The 26,871-nt window shown below is 26.1% G+C and carries 23 protein-coding genes; 15 read left to right on the top strand and 8 right to left on the bottom strand.

Translation table 11 applies throughout. The features are described 5' to 3' along the window. Nucleotides 1-23 precede the first annotated feature (23 nt). The 3 genes from R4I97_RS04850 to R4I97_RS04840 all read left to right on the top strand — a co-directional run bounded on the left by R4I97_RS04850 (nt 24) and on the right by R4I97_RS04840 (nt 4,567). Nucleotides 24-1,424: an AAA family ATPase gene (locus R4I97_RS04850; protein WP_335783954.1), complete on the top strand. Its 1,401-nt coding sequence runs from the start codon at nt 24-26 to the stop codon at nt 1,422-1,424. Nucleotides 1,425-1,426: 2 nt separating this feature from the next. After that, a complete protein-coding gene (locus R4I97_RS04845; RefSeq protein WP_335783953.1) occupies nt 1,427-2,053 on the top strand; it encodes a hypothetical protein in 627 nt (208 codons plus the stop codon). A 306-nt stretch (nt 2,054-2,359) separates the two neighbouring features. Further along, on the top strand, nt 2,360-4,567 hold the full coding sequence (locus tag R4I97_RS04840) for a hypothetical protein (protein WP_335783952.1): 2,208 nt from the start codon (nt 2,360-2,362) through the stop codon (nt 4,565-4,567). Here R4I97_RS04840 and thiD read toward each other — a convergent pair. Next, nucleotides 4,564-5,373 carry a bifunctional hydroxymethylpyrimidine kinase/phosphomethylpyrimidine kinase gene (gene thiD / locus R4I97_RS04835; protein WP_335783951.1) on the bottom strand — a complete coding sequence of 270 codons (810 nt, stop codon included), beginning with the start codon at nt 5,371-5,373 and terminating at the stop codon, nt 4,564-4,566. The genes R4I97_RS04840 and thiD overlap by 4 nt on opposite strands. Nucleotides 5,374-5,389: 16 nt before the next feature. After that, the gene (locus R4I97_RS04830; RefSeq protein WP_335783950.1) at nt 5,390-6,100 is read right to left on the bottom strand and encodes a response regulator; all 711 of its coding nucleotides are present in this window, start codon (nt 6,098-6,100) and stop codon (nt 5,390-5,392) included. A gap of 134 nt (nt 6,101-6,234) precedes the next feature. Here R4I97_RS04830 and R4I97_RS04825 point away from each other — a divergent pair, with 134 nt between their 5' ends. The 6 genes from R4I97_RS04825 (at nt 6,235) to R4I97_RS04800 (ending at nt 12,114) form a co-directional block, all read left to right on the top strand. Further along, a complete protein-coding gene (locus R4I97_RS04825) occupies nt 6,235-7,209 on the top strand; it encodes a P1 family peptidase (protein WP_335783949.1) in 975 nt (324 codons plus the stop codon). A 44-nt stretch (nt 7,210-7,253) separates the two neighbouring features. Next, nucleotides 7,254-7,769 (top strand): hypothetical protein, encoded by a 516-nt coding sequence (locus tag R4I97_RS04820; RefSeq protein WP_335783948.1) that lies wholly within the window; start codon nt 7,254-7,256, stop codon nt 7,767-7,769. A 240-nt stretch (nt 7,770-8,009) separates the two neighbouring features. Then, the gene (gene yajC, locus R4I97_RS04815; protein WP_335783947.1) at nt 8,010-8,435 is read left to right on the top strand and encodes a preprotein translocase subunit YajC; all 426 of its coding nucleotides are present in this window, start codon (nt 8,010-8,012) and stop codon (nt 8,433-8,435) included. 21 nt (nt 8,436-8,456) lie between these two features. Then, nucleotides 8,457-9,968, top strand: coding sequence for a protein translocase subunit SecD (gene secD / locus R4I97_RS04810; protein WP_335783946.1), 1,512 nt, complete (start codon nt 8,457-8,459; stop codon nt 9,966-9,968). A gap of 19 nt (nt 9,969-9,987) precedes the next feature. Beyond that, the gene (gene secF, locus R4I97_RS04805) at nt 9,988-10,932 is read left to right on the top strand and encodes a protein translocase subunit SecF (RefSeq protein WP_335783945.1); all 945 of its coding nucleotides are present in this window, start codon (nt 9,988-9,990) and stop codon (nt 10,930-10,932) included. 18 nt (nt 10,933-10,950) lie between these two features. Then, nucleotides 10,951-12,114 carry a hypothetical protein gene (locus R4I97_RS04800; protein WP_335783944.1) on the top strand — a complete coding sequence of 388 codons (1,164 nt, stop codon included), beginning with the start codon at nt 10,951-10,953 and terminating at the stop codon, nt 12,112-12,114. 87 nt (nt 12,115-12,201) lie between these two features. On the opposite strand, the gene R4I97_RS04795 is transcribed toward R4I97_RS04800, so the two are convergent. Then, a complete protein-coding gene (locus R4I97_RS04795; RefSeq protein ID WP_335783943.1) occupies nt 12,202-12,960 on the bottom strand; it encodes a glucosamine-6-phosphate deaminase in 759 nt (252 codons plus the stop codon). A 186-nt stretch (nt 12,961-13,146) separates the two neighbouring features. Here R4I97_RS04795 and R4I97_RS04790 point away from each other — a divergent pair, with 186 nt between their 5' ends. Then, nucleotides 13,147-13,800, top strand: a complete 654-nt coding sequence (locus R4I97_RS04790) for an HAD family phosphatase (protein WP_335783942.1) — start codon at nt 13,147-13,149, stop codon at nt 13,798-13,800. 64 nt (nt 13,801-13,864) lie between these two features. Here the strand turns inward: R4I97_RS04790 and glyA are convergent, their stop codons facing one another. Further along, nucleotides 13,865-15,289 carry a serine hydroxymethyltransferase gene (gene glyA, locus R4I97_RS04785; protein ID WP_335783941.1) on the bottom strand — a complete coding sequence of 475 codons (1,425 nt, stop codon included), beginning with the start codon at nt 15,287-15,289 and terminating at the stop codon, nt 13,865-13,867. 243 nt (nt 15,290-15,532) lie between these two features. Between glyA and R4I97_RS04780 the strand changes: the two genes are divergently transcribed. Both R4I97_RS04780 and R4I97_RS04775 read left to right on the top strand, forming a co-directional pair. Next, a complete protein-coding gene (locus R4I97_RS04780; protein WP_335783940.1) occupies nt 15,533-16,162 on the top strand; it encodes a hypothetical protein in 630 nt (209 codons plus the stop codon). Nucleotides 16,163-16,926: 764 nt separating this feature from the next. Continuing rightward, nucleotides 16,927-17,982, top strand: a complete 1,056-nt coding sequence (locus R4I97_RS04775) for a hypothetical protein (RefSeq protein ID WP_335783939.1) — start codon at nt 16,927-16,929, stop codon at nt 17,980-17,982. Nucleotides 17,983-18,073: 91 nt separating this feature from the next. On the opposite strand, the gene R4I97_RS04770 is transcribed toward R4I97_RS04775, so the two are convergent. Continuing rightward, nucleotides 18,074-18,715 carry a hypothetical protein gene (locus R4I97_RS04770; protein ID WP_335783938.1) on the bottom strand — a complete coding sequence of 214 codons (642 nt, stop codon included), beginning with the start codon at nt 18,713-18,715 and terminating at the stop codon, nt 18,074-18,076. 211 nt (nt 18,716-18,926) lie between these two features. On the opposite strand from R4I97_RS04770, the gene R4I97_RS04765 reads away from it, so the two are divergent. The 3 genes from R4I97_RS04765 (at nt 18,927) to lepB (ending at nt 23,706) form a co-directional block, all read left to right on the top strand. Continuing rightward, a complete protein-coding gene (locus R4I97_RS04765; protein WP_335783937.1) occupies nt 18,927-20,183 on the top strand; it encodes a GNAT family N-acetyltransferase in 1,257 nt (418 codons plus the stop codon). Nucleotides 20,184-20,515: 332 nt separating this feature from the next. Beyond that, nucleotides 20,516-23,206, top strand: coding sequence for a DNA mismatch repair protein MutS (gene mutS, locus R4I97_RS04760; protein WP_335783936.1), 2,691 nt, complete (start codon nt 20,516-20,518; stop codon nt 23,204-23,206). Between the two features lie 5 nt (nt 23,207-23,211). Further along, nucleotides 23,212-23,706, top strand: a complete 495-nt coding sequence (lepB, locus tag R4I97_RS04755; RefSeq protein ID WP_335783935.1) for a signal peptidase I — start codon at nt 23,212-23,214, stop codon at nt 23,704-23,706. Between the two features lie 23 nt (nt 23,707-23,729). On the opposite strand, the gene R4I97_RS04750 is transcribed toward lepB, so the two are convergent. The 3 genes from R4I97_RS04750 to R4I97_RS04740 all read right to left on the bottom strand — a co-directional run bounded on the left by R4I97_RS04750 (nt 23,730) and on the right by R4I97_RS04740 (nt 26,769). Beyond that, on the bottom strand, nt 23,730-23,990 hold the full coding sequence (locus R4I97_RS04750; protein ID WP_335783934.1) for a PTS transporter subunit EIIB: 261 nt from the start codon (nt 23,988-23,990) through the stop codon (nt 23,730-23,732). A gap of 88 nt (nt 23,991-24,078) precedes the next feature. After that, a complete protein-coding gene (locus R4I97_RS04745; protein ID WP_335783933.1) occupies nt 24,079-24,645 on the bottom strand; it encodes a GNAT family N-acetyltransferase in 567 nt (188 codons plus the stop codon). Between the two features lie 681 nt (nt 24,646-25,326). Next, nucleotides 25,327-26,769: a hypothetical protein gene (locus tag R4I97_RS04740; protein ID WP_335783932.1), complete on the bottom strand. Its 1,443-nt coding sequence runs from the start codon at nt 26,767-26,769 to the stop codon at nt 25,327-25,329. Between the last annotated feature and the right edge of the window lie 102 nt (nt 26,770-26,871).

The raw sequence follows: 26,871 nt of genomic DNA, 5'->3' as shown, positions 1-26,871 counted from the left end.
ATTAAAATGTGTAAAAAGTGATTATGTCTAAAAATATTAAATATCCAACTCTATATGTAAAAAATTTTGCAAAAATTAAAGAAGCTAAAATTGAATTATCGCCATTTACTTTATTTATAGGTGATAACAACAGCGGAAAAAGTTATTTAATGACTTTAGTTTATGGATTAATGAGATACACAGAGAAAATAATTAATATAATATTTAAAGATGAAAAAGATATTGAAGAATTAGATGAATATAAAAAATTAAAATCTATTATAGAAAATTATATAGACAATTTAGATTTTAATAAAGAATCTGAATTATCATTTGAAATAATAGAATTTTTTATAGAATTATTTAATTTACTTTTAAATAAATATTCTAATGAAGTTATAAATTACATATTTAATTCGGATAATGAAATAAAATTAGAAAGTATTAAATTAAAATTTTATGATAGAGAAATAAAATTTAGAGTAGAAAAAGAAAATGAATGCAGAGATAATGAAGAATATAATATATTTACTATAACCAATTATTATGGTGATAGAACGAGTATTATGTATAATGAGTCTAATTATGTTATGTTTGTTTCTAAAAGAGTTATTTATTTTATCATTAATAATTATTTGAATAATCGTTATATTATTGGTGATGAGTTAAAGATATTTTTACCTGTATCAAGAACTGGTTTTTTATTGTCCAGAAATGATATATCTGCTTCTGCAAGAGCTTCAAAATATGATAGGTTTGCTGAAAAAAATAATGAATATTTATCAAGACCTATTATGGACTTTTTGGATAATTTTGATGAATTATCTAAACAAAAAAATAATATTGAACATATGACAAAAAAATCTTATCTAATGTTAGATTTCATTGAAAAAAATATGCTTTTCGGCAAGATAATGATAAATGAAGAAACTAAGAATATATATTATAAACCCGATAACACAGAATTAGAATTGCAAATGTATTTATCATCGGCAGTTGTAACTGAATTAACTCCTTTATATTTATTTTTAAAATACGGGTTTATAAAAAAGAAATTGCTTATGGAAGAGCCTGAAATATCTTTGCATCCGCAGTTACAACAGCAATTAACTAGGCTTTTTATAAAATTAATTAATACTGGTGTTAATATAATAATAACTACTCATAGTGATACTATTATTCAGCATATAAATAACATGATTAAATTAAATAACAATAAAGAAGATGTAAAAAAAGAATTGATGAAAAAATATAATTATGATGAAGATGATTTAATTTCAGAAGATAGAGTGAGAATGTACCAATTCGATATAAAAGAAGACGGATTTACTGAGATAACAGAAATAAAAGGAAGTAAATACGGATTTCAAGCTCCTACATTCCATAAGTATTTAATGCAGTCATCAGAAGAATTTGAGGCTTTTATTGAAGATTTGGATAATTAAATATGGAAGATTTGTACCAAAGAATAAAAAAGCTAAATAAATATTATAATGATTTTTTTCAGTTTGATATTATACGTAACAGGCAATTTATTTATAATGAAAATATAGGCAATATTGATGTTACATATAATATTAATATTCCATATAATGAATGTATTTTAATAACAAACATTGAGGGAGATAGTAAATTTAATCATTTATCGTTTAGAAAATCGTCAGATATTATTTTAATTTCAAAAAATATTGACGGATATAAATTAGATATAATTGAAATGAAATCTGCTATTACAGATAGTAATATAAATAAATTATCTTCTCAGTTAATAAATGGATATTTAAGAGTGATGACTGTATTATCTCCATTGCATTTAAACATTAACAAAATAGATTTATATGTTTCTTTTTATGATGACAGCAGTTTAACTCGCAATATTTCAAATCTTTCATATACTAAACAAAAACAAATGATGTATGATATTCCTTATTGGAAACAAAATCAGATATATTTAAAAAATGTTATTCCAAATAATTTTTTTAATAACAATAAACTTGATATAATTAAATTAAAATATGATGATTACAGAATAAATAATAATGAGGCAATTATATATATTAATTTATATCATTAAAAATACAACTCCCACCCAGCCTTTTTAAATTTGTTATTTTTAACCCGCACGCAGAGTAAATTTAAAATATAAGCTTTATTATCAATTCAATTTAAACAAAATATCAAAATACACACACCGTGCGTTAAAGAAATTTCAAATCTAATAAAAACTTGGGCGGGGATAAAAATTCTAATTAAAGCAATATAAAAAATTAAATTTAAATATTCAATTAAAAGCAATAAAGCATAAAGGGCGGGATATGTAAATAATATTATAAACAACTAATTTGACTAATTATATCTTATATAGTAGAATTATTCTTTAATGAGAAATAAAATAACAAATTTAATACTAACAAATAAAAAATTTTTCGTAATATATTCTATACTAATATCATTAATATTTTTATCTTTATGTATACTGTTTATTCTTGGCAGTGTAGAGAGAAGAGGATATTTGTCAAGTTTTAAAAAGCTATACGATAATAATTATAACTGCAAAATAAACTACTATAATAATAAAGCTTTTAACTATATATTTGAAGTATATCCATATTTCAATTATGATACAGATTATATTTTTAATTATAATAAAGAAAAGCAATCTCATAAATTAATATCTTCTAATAATTTAGAATTTGATGATAAAATAGATATTCAGTATAAATTAAAATTAAAAAAAGAAGTTTTTATATTTTTTATTTTTGTAATACTAATATTTCCTATAATATATTTGTATGTAATACCAAACATAATAAACAATTATAAAATATATATAGTTTTCTTAATAATACATACACTACTCTACTTCTTAATCACTAAATTAATTCTTCCATTATCTTCAATGCTAAAATTACAAACAAATATTTATGATATACTATATTCCTATTTATTTGTTATAATATCATACAATCTATTATATTATAAACCAAGTTTTGTGCATTTAAAAAATCATAGAATAATTTTTACAATTATTTTTTGTATAATAACGAATTTCTCTTTTTTTGTAATAGAAATTATTGCATTAAGCGTGTTAGATATGGTTGTGTTATTTTCTGATATGCCCAATTTATACTCTTCGCTTATCACAGTTCTTCCTATACAAATGAAAATTATAACTATACTATCGAGCTTTATATATTTCTCTTCAATACTATTATTAGTATATTTATTTATATACAATTTATATAGAATATTTCAAATAAAAAAAATAGATGCAATAATTATGATATTATCAATTATAGCTATATCATATATTTTGTTTTTAAGACCAAACAAAGTAGAAATGTGGAGCATAGATTTTTTAAGAAATGCCAACAAGAGAGGAATAATATATACACTCAATTATAGAATAAATTATGATAGAATGAATAATATAAAACCAAGCAAAGAATTAGTATTAAACTCTATAAACTTATTAAAAACCTATGAAGAAAAAAGAGATTTATCCAATTTATTATTACAAGAAAGCGAAAACAAAAGAGATATATTTTTAATATTTTTAGAATCTTTTTATGATTATTCACATTTTGTAAAGCTATTTAATAAAGACCCTTTCCCAAGAGAATATAGAAAGTGGGCAGACATCTCAAAAAAAATAGCACCAAATGTTAATAATGGAAGTTTTTATGCAAGACTTTCAGGGCTTACTGCTTCAAGCCCGCTATACCCCAAAACTCAATCAGAAAAAATAGATAAAACCTTAATAGGACTTTTAAATGAAAATGGATATTACACATTAGCATTAGAAGAAGCATTAAACACATATAATCTTAAAACATTCTATCCTTCAATAGGCTTCAGTAATTCAATATTTGGACTCAACATCACAAATATAAACAAATACTTAGAAACTAATATAAATAATCTTAAAAAACCTCTATTTGTATCTGGCTTTACAATTTTAGGACACACAGATTCACATATAGAAAATGATTTTAATATATCAGAAAAAAATAAAAAGTTTATGAACTATTTTAACGGCAATGATAGAGAAAATTTATTAGAAACTATAGATAACTCTGTAATGACAGCTATAGAGATAATAAAAATTAGAGATACAATATTAAAATATTCACCAAATGCATTAATAATATTCAAGCATGACCATTTATATCCATACTTAAGAGCAATAGTAGAACGCTCAAGTGTAGATAAAAAAATAAAAGAAAATTTTCTAAATGATGCTGCCCCAAGCCCAATTCTTATTTGGGACGGCACTAACGGAGCATTTAAATCTTCTATAAATTTAGTCCCAGAAAATATACCAATGTTTATAGCTATTAATGCAGGAGTAACAAATTATAAAAACTCAGTAATTTCACTGCTATATAAAGAAAATATTGATAACAACATAAGCACATATCATAAATACTATAAAATCACTAACAACTCTTTTATATTAGAAAACAATGTTGATGAGAACTCTGATATTTTTAAATACGAAAATGCACAAAAAATATTATCTCAAGACATATTTCAAGGCAAAAAATATTATTATGAATTAATAAGCGATTTAGAAAAAACTAATTAAAACTTTAAATACTTCCAAAGCTCATAAAAATGATTAACAGGTCCATGCCCTTTACCAACACTATCAATTTTAGCAGACTCTAAAGCATTAAATAAATAATTCTTAGCTAAAATGCATGCTTCTAATGGTGTTTTTCCATGAGCAATATAACTGCAAATAGCAGCAGATAATGTGCATCCTGTGCCATGAGTATTTTTAGTGTCTATTCTAACGGCATCAAGAAACTTATGTTCTTTAGTGTTTATAAATAAATCTCTTGAAAGCTCTCCATCTAAATGCCCGCCTTTAAGCATTACATTTTTTGCTCCAATTTTAAGTATATCATTAGCAGCTGCAATCATGTCTTCATCTGTAACAATTTTTTTGTCTGTGATGTCCTCTGCCTCTGGTATATTTGGAGTAATCACTGTAGAAATAGGAATAATATATTTTTTTAAACTTTCAACGGCATCTTCTAAAAGAAGCCTGTCCCCGCTCTTAGCAACCATAACAGGATCAACTATTATAGGTATATTTTTAGCATTATTCTCTAAAAAGTTAGCAACGAGTTTTATTATGTCATTATTAAACAGCATTCCTATTTTTATGGCATCTGGAACTATATCATCAAATATGCAATATAACTGCTCTTCTATAGCTTTAATGTCTATTTCATAACAGCTCCTCACACCTTGAGTATTCTGTACAGGCAATGCAGTCAATACGCACATCCCATAACAACCCAAAGCAGAAAACACTTTTAAATCCGCTTGTATACCAGCACCGCCCGAGCCGTCAAAACCAGCTATAGTTAAAGCTTTAATCATATAAAAAATCCTAAAATTAAGATATTAAATTTCTTTCTATATATTTTTCATATATAAATTTACAAATTACCTTATGGTCAAAAGAAGATAAATTTTCAAATAATCCAACATATTCCTTACCTATCACTTCTATAATATTTAAAGAAAATGTCATCTTATAAGAGCCTATAGACATATAAGTAAGCGGTATATTATATCCAACATTAAGACGAATATTTTCATTTGGTATTAAAAACTTTATACCCCTCGCAGATATTCCTAATATCATAGCATGCACTATTTGTTTGCTTTCTTCATGCCTAAAAACTATATCATGATCTACATTGTTAATGATAGTATATTTTATTCTTTTAGGAAGCAAATTAGATTTAGATAACAAACTTGAAAATCTATTAAAAAAATCTTTTTCATTAAATGGTTTAAATAATATTCCAGCTACACCTATTTTAAACATATTAGAAACAAAACCAGGTATAATTTCCGGCACATAAATTAAAACTTTAATATTTTTATACATATCATCATAATGCATCTTCTCTAAAATGGCATTAACTTCTTCATCATAAGGAGATGTTTCTATAACAGCAATAGAAAAAGGCATTTTTGAACAAGTTGGAAGTATATGTTTTTTATCTTTTACTGCTACAACATCGTAACCCTGCATAAGCAGTATTGTTGTAATATTATCTCTTGTAGCATAATTAGAATCGTATACCAATACCCTCATAAAAAGCACCTCCTTTTGCCTATATATTAATTATAAGATAGTTAAAATTAAAATCAAGAAAAAAAACTAAATTATGTTATAATTATCTAAAACTGTTTAATACATAATTTTATATATGAATTAAGGATAATAAAATGAAAGAAATAAAAATCACAGATATAGAAAATATAAAAATAGGAAATGCTCAAAATACAGATGCTGCTACAGGATGCACTGTAATAATATGTGAGAGAGGTGCTAATACTTCTCTTGATGTACGAGGAGGCGGACCTGCTTCGAGAGAAAGCGAACTTACAAAACCATTTGCAACTACAGAAGTTATACATGCTGTACTATTAAGCGGAGGAAGTGCTTTTGGACTTGATGCTTCGGGGGGAGTTATGAAGTATCTTGAAGAGAGAAATATTGGTTTTGATGTGGGGGTTACTAAAGTGCCTTTGGTTTGCGAATCTTGTATATTTGATTTGCGTGTTGGAGATTATAAGGTTCGTCCTGATATAGAGATGGGTTATAATTCTTGTATTGATGCTCAAAATAATAATCCAAAAATGGGCAATTATGGGGCAGGAACTGGGGCTTCTGTTGGTAAGATACTCGGTGTTGATTATGCTATGAAATCTGGTTTAGGTTTTTATGCTTTAGAAGTTGATGGTGTAAAAGTGGGAGCTATTGTTTCTGTTAATGCTTTTGGGGACATATTTGATTATGACACAGGAGAGAAATTAGCAGGGCTTTTAAGTGAAGACAAAAAAAGTTTTAGAAGCTCTGAAGAAGAATTGATAAAACTAACAAGAGATAAAGAAATAACATTTACAAGCAATTTAGTAGAAAACACAACAATAGGAGCTATTATAACAAATGCTAAGTTTACAAAAACACAAATGGGCAAAATAGCTTCTATGGCTCATAATGGTTTTGCCAGAACTATAAAACCAGTACACACCACATTAGACGGGGATAGTATTTATGCTATGTCTGTCGGAGATATTAAGGCAAGTATTGATGCGGTTGGAAGTTTGGCTGCTATTGTAATGGGAAGAGCTATCAATAATGCTGTAAAAAATGCCAAATCAAGCTATGGTTTAAAAGCGTACAATGATATTTTTTAATTATTTTTATTAAATTACTATATTTAATTGCTATATTTAAATTAATGAAGAAAATATTTATTTTTGTATTAATTCTTATAACATTAGCTTTCAGCAACAATCAATATAAAAATATTAGCAACTATGCAGGAATATATTATGGTACATTGATTGCATATTCTGATATAGCAGGAGAAGTGCATTTACAAAATTTTAAAATAGAAATTTCTAAATCTGGAAACATTATATCTATGATACCAACTTCATTAATAATAGGAATAGATACCGACACAGATATAGAAATAAATAAAAGTAAAATAATTAGAAAATCAAATACAGAATACAAAATAGTAGATAATATCACAAAATATATTATACCTAATATATCATCAGTTTCAGCAAGCGGAGATATCACTTTGAATTTTTATGATGATGGAAACAGTTTAGAAATAAACGGCAGCTGTGAAGGAAGCGTGAACTTTAATATAGAGGCATTAGATAAAACAATTATAGAGGCTAATAAATCTACAAAAGTAAATATTTTTGGAACTTTTCAAATTACTGAGAAAGTATACAATTAAAATATTTTAATAATATATATATAAACTTTTTATAGTTTTTAATATTATTCAAAACATATATAATTTAATTTTTTAACATAAATAAATATAGTTTATTTTAATTAAATTTATAACAAAAAATACATATAACTAATGACACTAAACACAAAAATGAAATTTCCAATATTGACATAAGTATAAATTATTGATATCATATAAAATCATTGAAAATATAAAAAATAATTTTAAAGAGGTAATTAAATGTTCACAGCAACTTTATATGCACAAACTACAGGAGGAGCTCAAGCAGGAGGAAGCCCTTTAGTATCAATAGGTATGATGGTAGCTATTTTTGCTATATTCTATTTTCTACTTATTAGACCGCAAAAAAAACAACAACAAAAATTAGCTCAAAGCATAGCTAATCTTAAAAAAGGTGATAAAATAATTGTAGCTGGCGGTATAGTAGCTGAATATATATCTGATAAAGAAGGCGGAAGAGTTGCTATAGTAAAATTAGGAGAAAATACAAAAATAGAAATAATAAAATCTTCTATATCAGCAGTAGTAAGTGATGAAATTCTTAATGCTAAGAAAGAAGAAAAAAAAGACAAAAAAGCTATAGAAGATAAAAATCAGATAAAAGAAGAATTAGAAAAAGCACAATCTGAAGAAAAGAAAGAATAATATAAAAAATAGGGAAATAGTATGAGTCATAATTTAAGATTAGCATTCATAATTATAGGTCTTGCTATAATGGGTTGGTTTATCACTCCTACAGTAAGATGGTATTTTTTTACATCAGAAGATAAAAAAGAAGAAAGTAATATGTCATTAGATGAAATGATATCTAAAGGCTATACAAAAGAACAAATTGATGAAATTCAATCACTTAAACGCCTTAGAAGCGAGTCTGTGAATTTAGGGTTAGATTTACAGGGAGGTATAAGGATAGTTCTTCAAGCAGATTTTGAGGATTATGCTAATAAATTAGATAGGACAGCATTATCTTTAACAGCTGAAGAGAAAAATGATGCTATGGAAAGGCTCATATCAAGATTAAGAGGAAGAATTGACCAATTTGGAGTTAGCGAAGTTGGTATAAGAAAACAAGGCGATGACAGAGTGGTTGTTGAACTTCCCGGTGCAAGAGACCCAGATAGAATAAAAAGTGTTGTACTCAGTCAAGGTGCTCTCACTTTCAATTTGGTAGACCAAGAAGCTTCTGCTACAATTACAAGCAATGACTTACTTCTTGGAGTTTTCACTAATACAGCTAAAGTACCAGAAAATGATAAGCAAGTTTATTTTTATAGCGAAAAAGATGACTTTGGAAGAAGAGTTAGAGGAGCTCCTGTATTTATAGAAAAAGAGGCTTCTTTAGACGGCTCTGCTTTAATTAATGCTAATGTAGGCGGCGGACAATTCGGCGAAGTTACTGTTGAGTTTGAACTTAACAATGAGGGAGCTGAACAGTTTGCATTAGTAACTGCTGCTAATGTTAATAGAATGCTTGCTATTGTATTAGACGATAAAGTAATAAGTGCTCCTAATATTAATCAAGAGATTAGAGGCGGAAGAGGTGTTATTACTGGAAGCTTTACTTTGGAAGAGGCTCAAGATTTAGCAAGAATACTTAAAGAAGGTGCTCTACCTTTAAAAGTAAGCGTTGTAGAAGAGGAAGTTGTAGGTCAATCTATAGGTGCTGACTCTGTTAAGGCTGGTACTACTGCTTTATTTATGGCGGCTGTTTTGGTTGCTGTATTTATGATTGCTGTATACAGAATATCTGGGGTTTTATCTACAATAGCAATGCTTGTAAATGTTATATTAATTATTGCTATTCTATCCCCTTTAAGATTTACTCTTACTTTGCCAGGTATTGCTGGTCTTATACTTACTATAGGTATGGCAGTTGATGCTAACGTTATTATCTTTGAACGTATAAAAGATGAATTAAAAATAAAATCTAATGTCTCTGATGCTATCATATCTGGATATGACAGAGCTTTTGCTACAATATTTGACTCTAACATTACTACAATAATAGTAGCTTTAATACTATGGATATTTGGAAGCGGTCCTGTACAAGGATTTTCTATTACATTATTCTTTGGTATTTTAATAAACCTATTTACTGCTGTATTTATTACCAGATACATATATGAAGAAATTATACGTACAAAACTTGTGAAGAAAGCTGGATTCTTCTTTATTTAATTAATAAGGATTTTATAGTATGAGCGAAAATATTAAAAAAAATAATGATGTTAAAAAAACTGAAAATAATGATGTAACAAAAAATAAAATTCCTTTTGTTAAATTTATGCCTGTTGCTGCGGTTATATCTGGTATATTATTTGTAATATCTATTGGGCTTTTTATTAATAAATTAAATACTAATAGTTTTAATATGGGTATAGATTTTGCAGGCGGTGTTGAATTACAGGTTCAGATTGATAATCCAGAAGTAATAAATATTGCTGATATAAGAAACTTATACAGAAACTTTGGAACAGAAACTGTTAATATACAAGAACTTGAAGGAGAAGATAATATCAATGCTTTTCTTTTAAGATTTAGAGGTTCTAATGAAGAATCTGACAGAGCTATGCAGGTACTTTATGATGAATATACTAAAGAAAAAGTTACTCTCATAGGAAGTAATATTATAAGCGGTGTTGTATCTTCTGACAATTTAAAATTAGCTTTTATACTTATAATAGTGTCTTGGATTATAATTATGATATACATTACTATAAGATTTAATTATAGATATGCTTTCCCTGCTATTATTACTCTTATACATAATGTTGTTATAGTGTTTGGAATACTTCTATTTTTGAATAAAGAGTTTTCCGTATTAGTATTATCTTCTATGCTTACTTTAATAGGTTATACAATAAACGACATAATAGTTGTATTTGACAGAATTAGAGAAAATGCTGATGTTAAAAGACCATTTAAAGAAATTGTTAATATAAGTCTTAATAATGTTGTTGGAAGAACTATTATTACAAGTATCTCTACATTGCTTGCTGCTCTTGCTATAATGATATGGGGCGGATTTATACTATATGATTTTGCTTTTACATTCTTCTGCGGTGTAGTAATAGGTACTTATGCAAGTAATTTCATTGCAAGCGGTCTTCTAATATTATTTATGAAAGGAAAAAAAGCATAATTTAAAAGAATAATATAAATGAAAAAGAATAATATTTTTATTATACTTATAATATTTTCTCTTATATTTTTAATATTAACAATAGTATATAATGTATACACTATAGGGGCAAATAATAATATCAAAAAAGAAATAGATGGAACTAGTAATATTTTAGCAGATGATATGAGAAGTCAATACATAAAAATATTATCGCTATATTTTAAAGAGCAATTGATAGATGAAACTAATCAAAATAAAATAAATGAATTAAATAATTTGATAAAAGAGTACACATCATCAACATCATCTTCAAACTTTAATAATTTAAAATCATCTATTAACGATATTATACAATTAAGAACTAGAAATACAACTTATGTACTATTGTTTTTAGCAATATTCACATTTATATTAGGCCTTATTATAAACTTACTTAGCAGCCACGATAAAGAAAATAATAATATTCAAACTACAAAGAAAATTCTAAAAGAAGAAAATGAAAAAATACAAGAAAAACCTAATATTATTATTTCTAACGAAATTGATAAAAAAGAAATAGAAATAAAAAATATGTATAAACTTCTTGTAGAAGAAATAAAAAATGCCAAAGAAGACAGTGCTATAGAAACGCTTGAAAAAATATTTCAAATAGATGATAGAAATTATTTAGCTTTAAATGGCGCTGGAATACTTTATACAAAGATATATACAAAAAATGGAAATAATACTTATTTTGTAAAAGCTGATAAATTTTATGAATCTGCAATTTCTATATATAACAAAAATAAAGATATTCTAAATAATAAAGCAATATTATATTCAACAAGATATGGTAAAGATAATAATAATAATGATTATAACACTGCTTTAAATATTTTTAACAACACAATTTCATCTTACAATAATGACTTTGATATTATACATAATAGAGCAACTTTAAATTTATTAAACTACAAAATTACAGCAAATGCCGAGTCTTTTGATGAAGCATTGAAAGATTATAATGAACTAATAGAAATGGATCATCACAATATATATGCATTAAATAATAGAAGCATGCTTTATTTTGATAAATACAAATATACTAAAGATAAAAAATATTTTGAAAAATCAATAAAAGATTGCAATGACGCTTTTAATATTGATTCAAAAGAATCTTTAGAATCTAATGGAAACCCGCATTATATATACAAGTATTAATATTTTGAAATAATTATTTATATAAAAAAAGCAATGAGATTAATAAAAAATCCCATTGCTAATAAATAATTATTTAGTTATTAAATATTATTTTTTCTTACACACTTTCTTTTGATATCCTATAGCCTCAGCCAATTCTTCGTCTATAACAACTACTACATCATTATGAAGTTTTAGAAAAGTAACAGGACAGTTAGTCATAACTTTATCATGATTTAATAACTCTTTCATTGCTGCAGCTTTACCCTTTCCAATGGCAGCTATTACTATCTTTTTAGCTTTTAATATTCCCCCCATTCCCATACTAAAAGCTTCTTTTGGAACATCTTTCTCTGAAGCAAAAAATCTCGCATTAGCTTTAATAGTTTTTTCATCAAGCTTCACACATAAAGCATTAGCATGTAAAGCCTCATCTGGTTCATTAAAAGCAATATGACCGTTAGGCCCAACTCCAAGTAATTGAATATCTCTTGGAAGCTTCTCTATTTTATCATTAAACTCTTTTAAAATTTTCTCTTTATCACCTATTCCCTTAGGAACAAAAGTATTTTTTTTATCTATATTTACATGGTCAAATAAATTTTTATTCATAAAATATCTATAGCTCTGTTCATTTTTTCCATCTAAGCCTTTATATTCATCTAAATTAACAGATTTTACATTTTTAAAATCAATCTCTTTTTTTTCATAAGCCTTTATTAAATGAGGGTAAACTGCTTCAGCTGTGCCGCCAGTAGCAAGACCTAAAACAGCATCTTTTTTCACCTTTAGTATATTAATAATCTCATTAGCCGTTTTTTTTCCAACCCCATTAGCATCTTTAGCAATTATAATTTTTAATCCCATAATTTTAATACTCCTTTTATTAATTTATAATATTTTTCATAAACTAATATGTTGAAATTATAGCATATATACAATTTATTACAATTAATATAATTTTTATTAACTTACATATAAAAGCTATTGATGTAACTAATAATTAAATATAAAATATATTATCATCAAATTTATATAAAAAAAGGAAATAAAATGGATAAAAAAATTAAAGGAGTAATATTTGACTTTGATGGTACATTGGTGGACAGTGAAAGCTTATATACAAAATCATTAATACATACATCAAAACAAATGAATAAACTCACAGATGTAGATTTTGCTGCTATGGCTGGATATCAGACTAATGACATAAAAAGAATGTTAATAGAAAAAAATTATATTATACCAAAAGATTTCTTTGAAGATACAGAAAAATATTTTCGTAAAATTATAGAAACAGATTTAGAAACTTTTGATGGTGTTATTGATATATTAGAAAGATTAAAAAACTTAGATATGGTGATAGCTTCTAATAGTAATATAGATTATGTCACAAAAATGTCTGAGAAAACCTCTATATCAAAATACATAATAGGCTATTCATGTCATAATGAAACATTAAAGGCTAAACCAGAACCAGATTTATTTTTGAATGCTTTTGAAATACTAAGAAAAAGAAATAGTGAAATAACAAAAGAAGATGTTGTTATTTTTGAAGATAGCTTAGCTGGTATTGATGGCGCTAAAAAAACAGGCATAAAAATAATAGCAATTACAAATAGTTATAAAAGAGAAACTTTATTAGAACATGGGGCAGATATTGTTGTAGATAAAATAAATGAAGCTATTAATTATTTAAATATTTAAAAAACAATAAAAAAGGGAAACTAAAAAATAGTCTCCCTTTTTATATTAATAAATTATTATTTAATTACATATCGCCTATAAACTTATACATTGGGAATTTTTTGCACAAAGCTAACACCTTTTTGGCAACAGAAGCAACTACCTTTTCATCATTAGCATTGCTTAGCACTTCATCAATATATTGAGTAAGCTCCATAACATCTTTTTCTTTAAATCCTCTTGTAGTAATAGCAGGAGTACCAAGTCTAATACCGCTAGTAACCATTGGAGATTCTGTATCATAAGGTATACCATTTTTATTAATAGTGATATGTGCTCTATCTAAAACAGTTTCTGCAAGCTGCCCCGTAATGCCTTTAGATTTTTTCACATCAACTAATATCAAATGAGTATCAGTTCCTCCAGAAATAAGTTCATAACCTTTAGAAAGGAACATATTAGCCATAGCATCAGCATTTTTCAAAACTTGCTCTTGATATTTAACAAACTTAGGCTCAAGTGCTTCTTTGAAACATACAGCCTTAGCAGCAATAACATGCATCAAAGGGCCGCCTTGTATGCCAGGAAATATAGTTTTATCAATTTTTTTAGCTAAATCTTCTTCAGTGGAAATAATATATCCTCCGCGCGGACCTCTTAAAGTTTTATGAGTAGTACCAGTAACAAAATGAGAATATGGAACAGGACTAGGATGAAGTCCAGCAGCAACTAATCCAGATATATGAGCCATGTCTACCATTAAATAAGCCCCAACCTCGTCAGCAATCTCTCTAAACTTTTTAAAATCTATTTGCCTAGGATAAGCACTTCCGCCTGTTACTATTAATTTAGGTTTTACTTTTTTAGCTATATCTCTTACTTCATCATAATCTATTTGCATAGTATCTTTTCTAACATTATAATGCTCAAAATTATAAATTTTACCAGAGAAGTTAACATTTTTACCATGAGTCAAGTGTCCGCCAGAATCGAGTGATAATCCCAAACAAGTATCACCAGGCTGAAGTACTGACATATAAACGCCCATATTAGCCTGTGAACCAGAATGCGGCTGAACATTTATAAAAGGAGCTTTAAATAATTTCTTTGCTCTTTCTCTTGCTAAATTCTCAACAACATCAACTTCACTGCAGCCTCCATAATATCTCTTAGAAGGATACCCCTCAGCATATTTATTTGTGAATATAGAGCCCTGTGCTTCCATAACAGCACGAGAAACTATATTCTCACTAGCAATAAGTTCAAGTCCATTTATCTCTCTCTTGTACTCATTTTTCATCGCATTAAATATCTCTCTATCAGCACTCTTAAGCGGCACTTCTGATACATAATATTTAGGAGCAGCGATTTTTTTCTCAATTTTTTTAGCAGCTTTCTTTACAGCAGAAGAAGCCTTTTTAGAAATAACTTTTTTCTCTGAAGCTAACTTTTTAACAGATTTCGATGCTTTCTTTAATGAATCTTTAGTATTTTTTTTAGATACTGCCATAATACCTCCAATGAAACTTTAATTTAATAAGACTTTGCAATAAAAAAATTTATTAAATTAATATTTTAAGTTTATAATATATTAACATTATTTTTTTTTCAATTATTAAAATTATTTTATACACATTTTTTTAGTATACGTATCATAAAAATAAAAAATATACATGTCAATATTGTATTTTTCTGTTTAAATGTTAGTATCTTCTAACAAATATAAACTTATTAATTTTAAGGAGAGAATTTTATGCTCAAAAAAATATTCTTAGTTATATTATTTACATTATCATTTAATTTATTTGCTTATGGGGGAGGTTTTGAAATATCTCTGAATATACCAGTGGGAGCTGCAATAGGAACTCCAAATGATGCTATGAAATCTCTTGGATATCAATCAAAAAAAGGAATAGACAGCGGATTGGAAGTACAATTGGGATATATGCATAAAATATATAATAGAATAGGAGCAGGATTGTTTTTGGATATAGGATATACATACGATACTTTTGCTTCATCAAAGACTTTGAGCGATAATAGTGTTATTGATACATCTATGTACATACATAATTTTGAAATAGGATTCATGCCTAAATTTACAATTTGGGATTTTTCTATAGCTATAGGAGGAGGAATAAAAATACCTATGTCTGGAAAAAAAGATTTGGAATATGGATATAGTGCTTCTGTTATGCATTATTTTAAGATGACTTTAGATTACTCTATATTCGTAACAGATAATTTAGCTGTTGTTTTGGGGGTGTATATTGCTCATGATTATGGACTTCCTTTAAGATCTTTAACAGATACTCCAAGAATAGGAGGCTCAGGCGGAGGTATTTCTGTAGGTTTTAAATACGGCTCTAAATTATTAAATTAATAATATATGATTTATATAAAAACTAAATTTAATGTGTTTATTTTTTATTGGATAACAAATTAAAAATTAATACTAACTTATACGGAATTTAAATTAAATATATAGTCATTTTCTATAATATAATTTATTCTTATAATTCAAAAATATAATTAATTTTTATAATATTTTCTATTTTTATGTTTATAATATAAAAGACATAGAAAGTATAAACTCATAAAAAATATATTCACATTTGTGTTAAAAAATAGGAGTTTGATAGAAAGCAGCAATATAGCAGAAACTAATGCATAGATAATATTAAATATTAATTCAAAATATAAACAAATAATTATTATAAAAAACTTTATTTTGATTATTATTATTCTATGTCACTTGTATTTTTAATCGTTGTAATTTTATTAGTTTTATATTATGAGTACTAAATAAATTTGATGCTGCTTAAATAAAGATTTATAAAAAAATAAATCATTTTTCTTATAAAATTAATTTTTTTTTGCAATTTTGCTGCTTTCTTAAACAAATATTTAGTATTTTTTATATAACCATAACATCTACAATAAAATTTTTTAATTAATAAACTTTATAATAAAAATAATTAAATTACACTATAAATTTATGATATAGTCACATTATTTTTTCAATTTAAAATGTTCATTAATTTTAAATTATTTATTTTTCTTTTTATTATTTTTTGCGTTTTATTTATTATAATTTCGATATTAATATAAATATATAATTACTTTAATTTAAATATAGAGGATTTTATGAAAATAACTTTAGATATGTCTGTATCCAATCTGTTAGATTCTTTCGACAGAGAATTTGGAATTACTTTAGGAATATATAAAGGCGCCAAAAAATCCAATGATATAAAATTATTTGAAATAGCAGACCCAAGAAAAAATCAAAAATCTTCTATAGTTATAGATAAAGATACAAGTGTAGAAACTTTAGAGGCTATGTTTAGAGATAAATTTGGCATAAGAGTGCAAGTTAAAGATAGAGATGGAAATACTGTAAGCCAATCAAGTACTTTAGGAGGAATTAGAAAATTATCAAAAGATGATATAGATGAAAGACATAAAAAAATATCGTTAGTAGATGATGAAGATGAAATAGAAAAAGAAGAAGATGACAAAGATACTAAAAAAGATACAAACAAAAATATAAAAAAAAATACAGAAAAGAAAAAAAATAAAACATATCTTTTAAATATTCATTCAAACAAAACTAATAAACATGTAAGCAGTCCTGAAGAAAAAATAAAAGATATAGATAAATATTATTTAAACTTCCAAAGAACAGAAAGATACAAAGCTATGCTTAATCTTTTATCTTGTATAGAAGAATCAAAACTACTATATCCGGATTCTGAAAATTTAATAAATCATATAAATGATATAAAAATAAAATCTGTTAATATTTCCAATATAAGCATTAAAAAAAGAAAATTTGCTATATTTATATTGATAATAATAACTGCAATATTTTCTCTTGTTAGTTTAGGTATATGGGGATTTGATTTTTATAACAAAATAAAAAAAGAAAAGATGATAGAAAGTATTATAAAAGATATTGATAATTTGCGACTTCAAAAGGGAAGCTTGATGGAAAGCGGGAATATTGCAGAAGCAAGTGCAATAGATGAAAATATTAATTCAAAATCTGAACAAATAAATATCATAAAAAACGACAAAAAAGTTTCTCTTGCTTACTATTCTATATCACTCGCATTTTTACTTGCTATAATATTATCGATTTGCATGGTGAGACTGAACAAATTTGATGTTACCTCATCAAGATTTAGAAAAGAGGATTAAATATTAGAGCATTATAAGATTAAAGATTAATTTATAAAAAAGAAGCCTTGAAAAATCATCAAAGCTTCTTAATTATTTAGTTATATATTAATTAAAATCTTATCCCTATTTGACCGCCTATATCTAATGCACCAAAAGTAGTTTGAGGATTAATTGTTTTAGTTTTCATAGCTATAAAATCATAAGAAACATAAATACCTAAAGTAAAATTATTTAGAAGCAGAAAATCTAAACTCGTTCTAATATATGGTATATACAAATTATCAAATTGCTCTTGTAATTGTTTTAAATTGTATGTATGGCTTTGCTCTCCGCCGCTATTTTCTTTTGAATAACTTGCTCCGCCAAGAGGGAATTTTATACCAGCGCCAACCCCTATAGATAAAAATAATATATCTATTTTTGGCATTAAACCGATACTTAAGCTATCAAAACTTAAATACTCAGTATTTATATCAGATTTAAAAGAAAAAACATCTCTCTGATAGCCTAAATCTAATGATATACCTAAAGAAAGAACAGCCAAATCAAAATAATAATTAGGTCTTAAATAAACTCCGCCCTCAAAACCAGCATTTGGTTTAAGTGCTTCATTTTTTTTACCGTCTTCAAAGAAAAAACCAATACCCGCACCAAGAGGTACAGTAATATCAACACCAGCACCGCTTTTGGCCATAAGTGTTGTACTTATACTCATTATAAACAATGTAATCATTAATATAATTTTCTTCATTTTAATTCTCCATAGCTGTAATCATATTTAATTATAAATTGTATATAAAATAATTAAAAAGTCAATTTTAATTATTTGACTTATATTTAACTTATTTTAAATACTTATAAATAAAAAAATATATATATTAAATATACAAAATATTATAAATTGACAATTATAAAATTTTGATTTAATATTATTTATAAGTTATGTAAAGTTCAGGTTTTATATGATTGATAAAGATTTAATAAATAAGAAAAAAAAGAAATTTAAAATAAGGTATTTAACATTAAAAGATTTAGATGATTTCAATAATTTATTAAGATACGCGTTTCAAGTAAGCAATAATGAACTTATTACTTTAGGTTATGAAGTAGATGAAATAAAGCAAGCAAAATCAGCAGTATTGAGCAAGGCTAAAGTTTTAGGTTGGTTTGACGGACAAAAACTCGCTTCTCAAATAGCAGTATACCCTATGAAAATGAATATTCATGGCGTGATATATAAAATGGCAGGAATTACAGGAGTTGCTACATATCCGGAATATTCTAATCTTGGGCTTATGAATGATTTAATGATAAAAAGTATTGAAAACATGAAAAAAGAGGGGCAGACTATATCTGTATTATATCCATACTCCATTCCTTTCTACAGAAGAAAAGGCTGGGAGATAATATCGGATAAAATGAGCTTCACTATAAAAGACACTCAGCTTCCTAAAACTATGACTAGTAAAGGAAGAGTGGAGAGGGTTTCTATAGACAGTGATGATTTAAAAGAGCTTTATAATAAATTTTCTTATACTAGACATGGTGCTTTAATTAGAGGCGATTTGGAATGGGAAGAGTATTGGAGATGGGAAGTTGATGATACAATTGTTGCTTTATATTATAATGATAAAAATGAAGCTGAAGGGTATTTAGTTTATGTTATTGAAAATGATGTATTTCATATAAAAGAGATGATTTATCTTAATTTTGAAGCAAGACTTGGGCTTTGGAATTATATATCAGCACATTTTTCTATGGTTGATGAGGTTAAAGGATATAATTACACAAATGAACCTATAGCTTTCCTTCTTGAAGACAGTGAAATAAAAGAGACTATAAGACCATATATTATGGCGAGAATTACAGATGTTAAAGGTTTTATTAATAATTATCCTTTCTTAAGAAAACCAAAAAATAAAAAAATTAATTTAATAATTAAAGACGATATGGCTAAGTGGAATAATGCAAGTTTTATGATTTATTGGAATGAAGATAAAGACACGGTATGCAAAAGAATAACTAAAGAATATAAGAGAAACTCTAAAGACAGATATATTATAAAAATGGATATAAAAACTCTAACTACTATGCTTATGAGTTATAAAAGCCCTTCGTATCTTTATAGAATTGGAAGAATAGAATCAACAGCTAATGCTATTAAATTATTAGAAAGTATAATACCTAAAGAACAAGTTTATTTCTCTGATTATTTTTAATAAGTCCAATTTAAAAAAGTGAAAGGACTGAGTATTACTCAATCCTCTCCATAATGGTATTTTTTATATATATTGTGTTTTTATATATATGCTTAAATATAACAAAAAATAATTAATTAACAATATTGTATGAAGTAATATTAATAATATACAATATTTAATATAAAAAAGCAATATAAAAGAGGTCTTTACATAATAATTTTATGGAAAATAAAAAAAAATTATAGCAAAATACTGTATCATTATATAGTTTACAATATTTCGTTTGATAAAAGTAAATAAATATAATATACTATTTTTCAATAATATTAGATAATGGATTTTATTGATATATGCAAGAAACTTTTTTTTCGTTAGAAGAATCATCAGAAAATTTAAACAAAGAAGAAAAACTCACACCAATGATGAGGCAATACAAAGAGATTAAAGATAAATATAGCGATAGTATACTTTTGTTTAGAATGGGAGATTTTTACGAGGTATTTTTTGAAGATGCCAAGACAGTTTCAGAACTTTTAGGTCTTACACTTACAAAAAGGGCAAATGTTCCAATGGCAGGAGTACCTTATCATGCTATAGATAATTACTTATCAAAGTTAGTAAAAAGCGGAAAGAAAATAGCAATATGCGACCAAATGGAAGACCCTAAAACAGCAAAAGGTATAGTAAAAAGAGAAGTTACTCAAGTGATAACACCTGGGACTATTGCAGAAAATAAATATTTAGAATCAAAGAGCAATAATTATTTAGCTTCTATAATAGTTTCAAAAAGTGAGAATAATGTTGCTATTGCTATATGTGATATATCTACTGGGGAATTGTATGTTACAGAGCTTGATAATAATAATACAAAAGACTTTTTAAATGAGATATGTGAAGAGATTATAAGGTTTTCTCCAAAAGAGATAATGACTGTAGAATCTGTAAAAGAGAGTAATATAATAAAAGAAATACAAAATAGGTTTTCAAATATATTTTTCAGCACTACCCCAAATTATACAGCAGAATATTCTTATGCATATAAATTATTAATAAATCATTTTAAGACAATATCATTAAAGAGTTTCGGTATAGAAGATAAACATTTAATAGTTTCACTTCTTGGTTCTTTGATATATTATTTGCAAGAATTATCCAAAACATCATTAGAGCATATATCAAATATTAAACTCTACAACAGAAAAGACTCCATGACATTAGACTATGCCACAATATCAAGTTTAGAGATTTTGGAAACTATAAGAAATGACAACAACAAAATGACATTATTTGATACCATAGACAAAACAAAAACATCTATGGGAGCAAGATATTTAAAGCGAATAATAGTCGAACCTTTGCTTAATATTGATGAGATAAATAAAAGACTTAATAATGTTGAATATTTTTATAAGAATCAGAAGTTTATGTATAGAATAATGGATATGCTTTCTGATGTGGGAGATATAGAGAGACTTGCTTCAAAATTGGCGCTTGGCAGGATTAACCCTAAAGAGTTGGTTGCTTTAAAAAGGTTTTTATTTTCATCTTTGCAAATAATTACAGAGCTTGTGCTTAATAATTTTAATGATGTAAACTTTGAAGAGATAAGCGATATAAAAATTGTTACTGATTTAATAGAAAGAGCAATATTGGAAGACCCTAAAATTGTAATAAACGAAGGTGATATTATAAAAGATGATTATGATGAAAAATTAAAAAAATATAATGAGGCAAGAAGAGAAGGAAGAAGTTGGATAAGCGAATTAGAAAATGAATATAAATCAACCACTTCAATTAACAATCTTAAAATAAGATATAATAATGTTATAGGCTATTATATAGAAATAACAAAATCTAATATATCGTTAGTGCCTAAAGATTTTATAAAAAGGCAAACATTGGTAGGAAGTGAGAGATATACCACAAGCAAACTAATGGAATATGAGAAGACTATAAACGAAGCCAATGAAAAAAGTTATGCTTTAGAATATGATATATTCATAGACGTACGCAGTAAAGTCAATGAATATTTAACATCTATATTAAAAATGGCAAAAGTAATATCTATAATAGATGTTTATGTTTCTTTGGCTTGCCTTGCTGCAGAAGAAAATTACACAAAGCCTATTATAACAGACGACGGTATAATAGACATAAAAGAAGGAAGACACCCTGTAGTTGAAGCCAATTTAAAAAACGAAAGCTTTATAGCGAATGACACATATTTAGACAACAAAAATGAGCATTTGCTAATAATTACAGGACCAAATATGAGCGGTAAAAGTACATATTTGAGACAAACTGCTTTGATAGTTCTTCTTGCACAGATTGGTTCATTTGTACCTGCGAAGAGTGCTAAAATATCTATAGTTGATAGAATATTTACAAGGGTTGGTGCGAGTGATAATATAGCAAAGGGCGAGAGTACATTTTTGGTAGAGATGAATGAAACCGCTTATATACTTAATCATTGTACTGATAAGAGCCTTGTTATAATGGACGAAATAGGGAGAGGCACTTCTACTTATGACGGGCTTTCTATTGCTTGGGCTATAGTTGAATATTTAGTAAACGAAGAGAATAAAAAATCAAAAACATTATTTGCTACACATTATCATGAGCTTACTATGCTTGAAGATTTGGAAGGTGTAAAAAATTATAAGGTATTAGTTGAAGAGTATAAAGATGAAATAATATTTATGAAAAAAGTTATTGAGGGAGCTGCTGAGTCAAGTTATGGTATATATGCAGCAAAAATTGCGGGTGCTCCAAATAAAATCATACAGAGAGCTTCAGAAATATTAAAAAAGCTTGAGAATGAGGCTGGCATACAAGTTGAGAATATAGAGATAAATAATAAAAAATCTCCAGATATTCTTCCTTTTAATTCTAAAGCAGATTCTGATATTAATATAGTAGATAACAAAAAAACAAAAGAAAGCGAAATAGAAAAAGAAATTAAAGACTTAAATATTAATGATATCACTCCAATAGAGGCGCTTAATTTAATTAACAAATGGAAGAAAGATTTAAATAATTAATTTTTATGAATAAAAGACAGATTTTAGAAATAATATTAGCATCTTTGCTTGCTTTATTTTTGGCAGGCTTTATTAGGGTATTTTTCTTTGATACCTATATAGTAAGCAACAAATCAATGGAGCCTACTTTTTACGAGGGTGATGAGATATTGCTTTTAAAAAATAATTTTATTTTTAATAATATTAAAAACTTTGATGTTATAGTTTTTAGAATGGGTACTAACAATTTAGTAAAGCGTGTTATAGGAAAAGAGGGAGATAAAGTAGAAATTTTTGACGGCGGATTATATTTAAATGATGAGCTTATAAGGCATAAATATTATATTTTCAGCAAAAAAGATAATGCAGTATATAATATTGGAAAAGACCAATATTTTGTTTTAGGAGATAATATAGCCCTAAGCAGAGACAGCAGAGATTTTGGTCTCATAAACAAAAAAGACATAATAGGACATATTATATTAATATTTAGTCCCAAAAGAAGGTTTAAAATTTTTTAATAAATATTAAAAATATTTTTATGTTATTTATTAATTCCAGAAACACCCAAAGCTACTACTGCATCATAAACATTTTTAACTATTTCTGTACCCAATACTATTTGATACTGATTAGAATTAAAAAATACACCATTAACGCCATCAATTGCCTGCATCTTTGCATCATCAATAAGGCTTCTGTCTTTTACTATTAATCTTAATCTAGTCGCACAAGATGAAACTGAAATAATATTTTCTTTTCCAGCAACTTGAACTATATCTGATGCTATTTTTTTAATATCCATAATAAAAATCCTATAAAATTATTTATATTTGAGTATATTATATAAACATTTTTCTATTTGTCAAGCAAGATGAAATTTTAATAGTAATTTAATCTCGCCATTTATCTATACTTTCTAATCTTGGGCTGTATACTTTATTGTATAATGTTGTAATAATATTATTATATTCTTCTTTTGATTTTATTTCTCTGTTTGTCATAATTTTCATTTTCATTGTATCTTTTTTGCCGTCTTTTATACAAGGCATATCATAATCATAATCTGATAATATAAGACCAAATCTTTTATACCAATCAATTCTTCTTTTAGCTATATCATTCAAATCATAAGGCTCTACCTCTATAACGATTAATTTGTCATTATGCATATCAAATATTTTAGTTAATACTTCTGAGCCGTAATTTTTTCCTCTTAAGTTTTTATCTATAGCAAGATATTCTCCATAATAAAACTCTTCAAAGCTCCAAATCATAGTCAAGCCTATTGGTTTATCATCATCTAAAATAGAATAAAATTTATAGCTGGATTCATTTTTATTTTCAAGTATCATATCAAAGTTCCATCTCTCTTCGATAGGAAATGCATCATTAAAAATTTGATGATATGTGTTTTTATTGTTTAAATCATTTTTCATTTCTATTAATTTGATAATCATAGGCTTAATCCTTATATAGAATTAGTACGATTATATACTATTTTTTAAAATTAGCAAATTCATAAATTAATAAATTATGAAGTTTAATAAATAAATGCAAAAATAAAAAAGCTTCTTAAAAATATTAAAAAGCCTTGTAAATAATTAAAATAAAAAGCTAAAAATTTCTAGAATATATTAAAATAATTATTTTTTATCAACTTTTTGTTGTTCTTTTTCTCGCGTACGAGCTGTACTACCTTGCCGCACGGTAATGCTATGCTTTAATTATAACTTCTTAGTCGTGCGGGGGAGTGCATTTTAATGTACAATTGAATTATAAAATTTATAATAAAAATGCAGCCTTTTTGGTTCTTTGTGGCAATACCACAGGCACTTCCTTCAGTCGCCCTGAAGGACTCCCTACGGTCGCAAAAGAAGTGGGGTGCGGGGGCTAGCCCCCGAGACTAACAAAAACATAAAAAATATGTTTTGGTAAACTTAAAAATTTTTAGTATATATTGAAATAATTATTTTTTATCAATTTTTTTGTTGTTCTTTTTTCCGCAGCTTACGCTCTGCGGACTTCGTCAAAGAACCAAAAAGTGCAAATGCTTTAGCTTTATCATTTGGAATATGTATAAACTATTATAATACATGCAGTAATGCACTAAAAAAGCACATTAATATTATTGTATTTAATTAATCATTAAATGTCTTTATAATTTCTGAATATTGTCTTAATCTCAATAAGTTAAATTTATAATTATATTTTTTTAATACTTCTTCAGCTCTTTTTATAAACTCATCTTGATTATATAAAAGCAAGTCTATATATCCGCATAGTATTCCAAAAGCACCGCCTAATAGTATACCTATTTCTTTACCGCTTCCCTTCTCACCCATCATACTCTCAAGCTCATTTGCAATCTTATCTCTTTCATCAATCAATTTTATTATATTTTCATCGTCATCGTCTTTATTATCTGAAAATTCATAAGCTAAATATACAGCCCTTGCTCCCATTTTGGAAATATTAATAATAGTCTTTACATTATTATTAACATAATCACTAATAAATTCCATATAGCATGTACTACCCATAAATATATCTCCTCTAAAGGAACTATTTGTAGGGTTAAACTCATAAGCTGTATATCTATTCATAGGGTCTGTAATAATATCATTATTTTTATTTTTTAGAATGTCCATTATAAAGTCATAAAGTTTTGTAAGCTCTATCATACCATCAAGTTTTTTATCTAATTTTTCAACATCTCCTAATAAATATAGTTTCGATATATTTTCACCTACAGCATGTTCAAGCATTATGTAAAAAGCATTATATGCATAATCTTCTTCTAATTCATTTAACTTTTTATTATAGAATTTCAAATTAAAAAAATTAGTATATTCATTATATTCAGCTAATACTAAAATTTCATTAAATTTTAAATCTTTATTATACATTCTAAAATTAGAATCAGCTATATCTTGTTTTTGCATATAAGGAAAGAATTTCCATTTATTTTTTAATTTCTCAGGCATAGCAGCTACTATTCTAGGAGTAAGATAAAATAAATATTCTTTGCCTTCTACAGTAAATGTAAACTCATAATTACCCCCGAAATTAAACTGCAGATTATTGGATATTAAACTTACACCATTAGAAACAAATTCTATTATTTCCTCTGACGACATATTAGATTTTTTATCTATAAAATCAGATATAACTTTTTCATTTTCTTCAAACCATGTCCAAAACCTATTAACTCTCTCTTCAAAATTTATTCCATCATCTTTATCTTCAGAACAACATAGCATATAAAAATTATATGAGTGTATATCATCATTATTTAAATCATAAGCCTTTTTAAAATGCATAGATGCATTTTCTTTATCTCCTTTATAAAAATAAGAATAACCAATTCTATGATTCCATAAAGCATCATTAATGCATTCTTCTCTTATATACATTAAATTATCCAACGCTTCATCGTATCTTCCTACATTATTATAAGCTCTGGCAAGCAAACTAAAAAGTTCTGTATCTCTTTGCTCTTTTGGAATTGCCATTATAATATCAATAATTTTTTCATGTTCATCATTTTTATGTAATTCATTAATTTCTTCAATTATACTCATTATTATTCCTTTTGATTTGTATAAAATTAATAAACATTTATAATTAAATTTTGTAAATTATTATAGCTTTTTATAAATCAAAAATAGATTTTATCAAATTAT

It is taken from the genome of Brachyspira pilosicoli (assembly GCF_036997485.1).
GTDB lineage: Bacteria > Spirochaetota > Brachyspiria > Brachyspirales > Brachyspiraceae > Brachyspira > Brachyspira pilosicoli_C.
Note: the sequence above shows the minus strand (reverse complement) of the source record. Positions and strands in the feature narration are given on the sequence as shown.

Bases quoted from the DNA above. Each gene is read 5' to 3' on its own strand.
- R4I97_RS04850 (WP_335783954.1), top strand. From the start codon at position 24: ATGTCTAAAAATATTAAATATCCAACTCTATATGTAAAAAATTTTGCA.
- R4I97_RS04845 (WP_335783953.1), top strand. From the start codon at position 1,427: ATGGAAGATTTGTACCAAAGAATAAAAAAGCTAAATAAATATTATAAT.
- R4I97_RS04840 (WP_335783952.1), top strand. From the start codon at position 2,360: ATGAGAAATAAAATAACAAATTTAATACTAACAAATAAAAAATTTTTC.
- thiD (WP_335783951.1), bottom strand. From the start codon at position 5,373: ATGATTAAAGCTTTAACTATAGCTGGTTTTGACGGCTCGGGCGGTGCT.
- R4I97_RS04830 (WP_335783950.1), bottom strand. From the start codon at position 6,100: ATGAGGGTATTGGTATACGATTCTAATTATGCTACAAGAGATAATATT.
- R4I97_RS04825 (WP_335783949.1), top strand. From the start codon at position 6,235: ATGAAAGAAATAAAAATCACAGATATAGAAAATATAAAAATAGGAAAT.
- R4I97_RS04820 (WP_335783948.1), top strand. From the start codon at position 7,254: ATGAAGAAAATATTTATTTTTGTATTAATTCTTATAACATTAGCTTTC.
- yajC (WP_335783947.1), top strand. From the start codon at position 8,010: ATGTTCACAGCAACTTTATATGCACAAACTACAGGAGGAGCTCAAGCA.
- secD (WP_335783946.1), top strand. From the start codon at position 8,457: ATGAGTCATAATTTAAGATTAGCATTCATAATTATAGGTCTTGCTATA.
- secF (WP_335783945.1), top strand. From the start codon at position 9,988: ATGAGCGAAAATATTAAAAAAAATAATGATGTTAAAAAAACTGAAAAT.
- R4I97_RS04800 (WP_335783944.1), top strand. From the start codon at position 10,951: ATGAAAAAGAATAATATTTTTATTATACTTATAATATTTTCTCTTATA.
- R4I97_RS04795 (WP_335783943.1), bottom strand. From the start codon at position 12,960: ATGGGATTAAAAATTATAATTGCTAAAGATGCTAATGGGGTTGGAAAA.
- R4I97_RS04790 (WP_335783942.1), top strand. From the start codon at position 13,147: ATGGATAAAAAAATTAAAGGAGTAATATTTGACTTTGATGGTACATTG.
- glyA (WP_335783941.1), bottom strand. From the start codon at position 15,289: ATGGCAGTATCTAAAAAAAATACTAAAGATTCATTAAAGAAAGCATCG.
- R4I97_RS04780 (WP_335783940.1), top strand. From the start codon at position 15,533: ATGCTCAAAAAAATATTCTTAGTTATATTATTTACATTATCATTTAAT.
- R4I97_RS04775 (WP_335783939.1), top strand. From the start codon at position 16,927: ATGAAAATAACTTTAGATATGTCTGTATCCAATCTGTTAGATTCTTTC.
- R4I97_RS04770 (WP_335783938.1), bottom strand. From the start codon at position 18,715: ATGAAGAAAATTATATTAATGATTACATTGTTTATAATGAGTATAAGT.
- R4I97_RS04765 (WP_335783937.1), top strand. From the start codon at position 18,927: ATGATTGATAAAGATTTAATAAATAAGAAAAAAAAGAAATTTAAAATA.
- mutS (WP_335783936.1), top strand. From the start codon at position 20,516: ATGCAAGAAACTTTTTTTTCGTTAGAAGAATCATCAGAAAATTTAAAC.
- lepB (WP_335783935.1), top strand. From the start codon at position 23,212: ATGAATAAAAGACAGATTTTAGAAATAATATTAGCATCTTTGCTTGCT.
- R4I97_RS04750 (WP_335783934.1), bottom strand. From the start codon at position 23,990: ATGGATATTAAAAAAATAGCATCAGATATAGTTCAAGTTGCTGGAAAA.
- R4I97_RS04745 (WP_335783933.1), bottom strand. From the start codon at position 24,645: ATGATTATCAAATTAATAGAAATGAAAAATGATTTAAACAATAAAAAC.
- R4I97_RS04740 (WP_335783932.1), bottom strand. From the start codon at position 26,769: ATGAGTATAATTGAAGAAATTAATGAATTACATAAAAATGATGAACAT.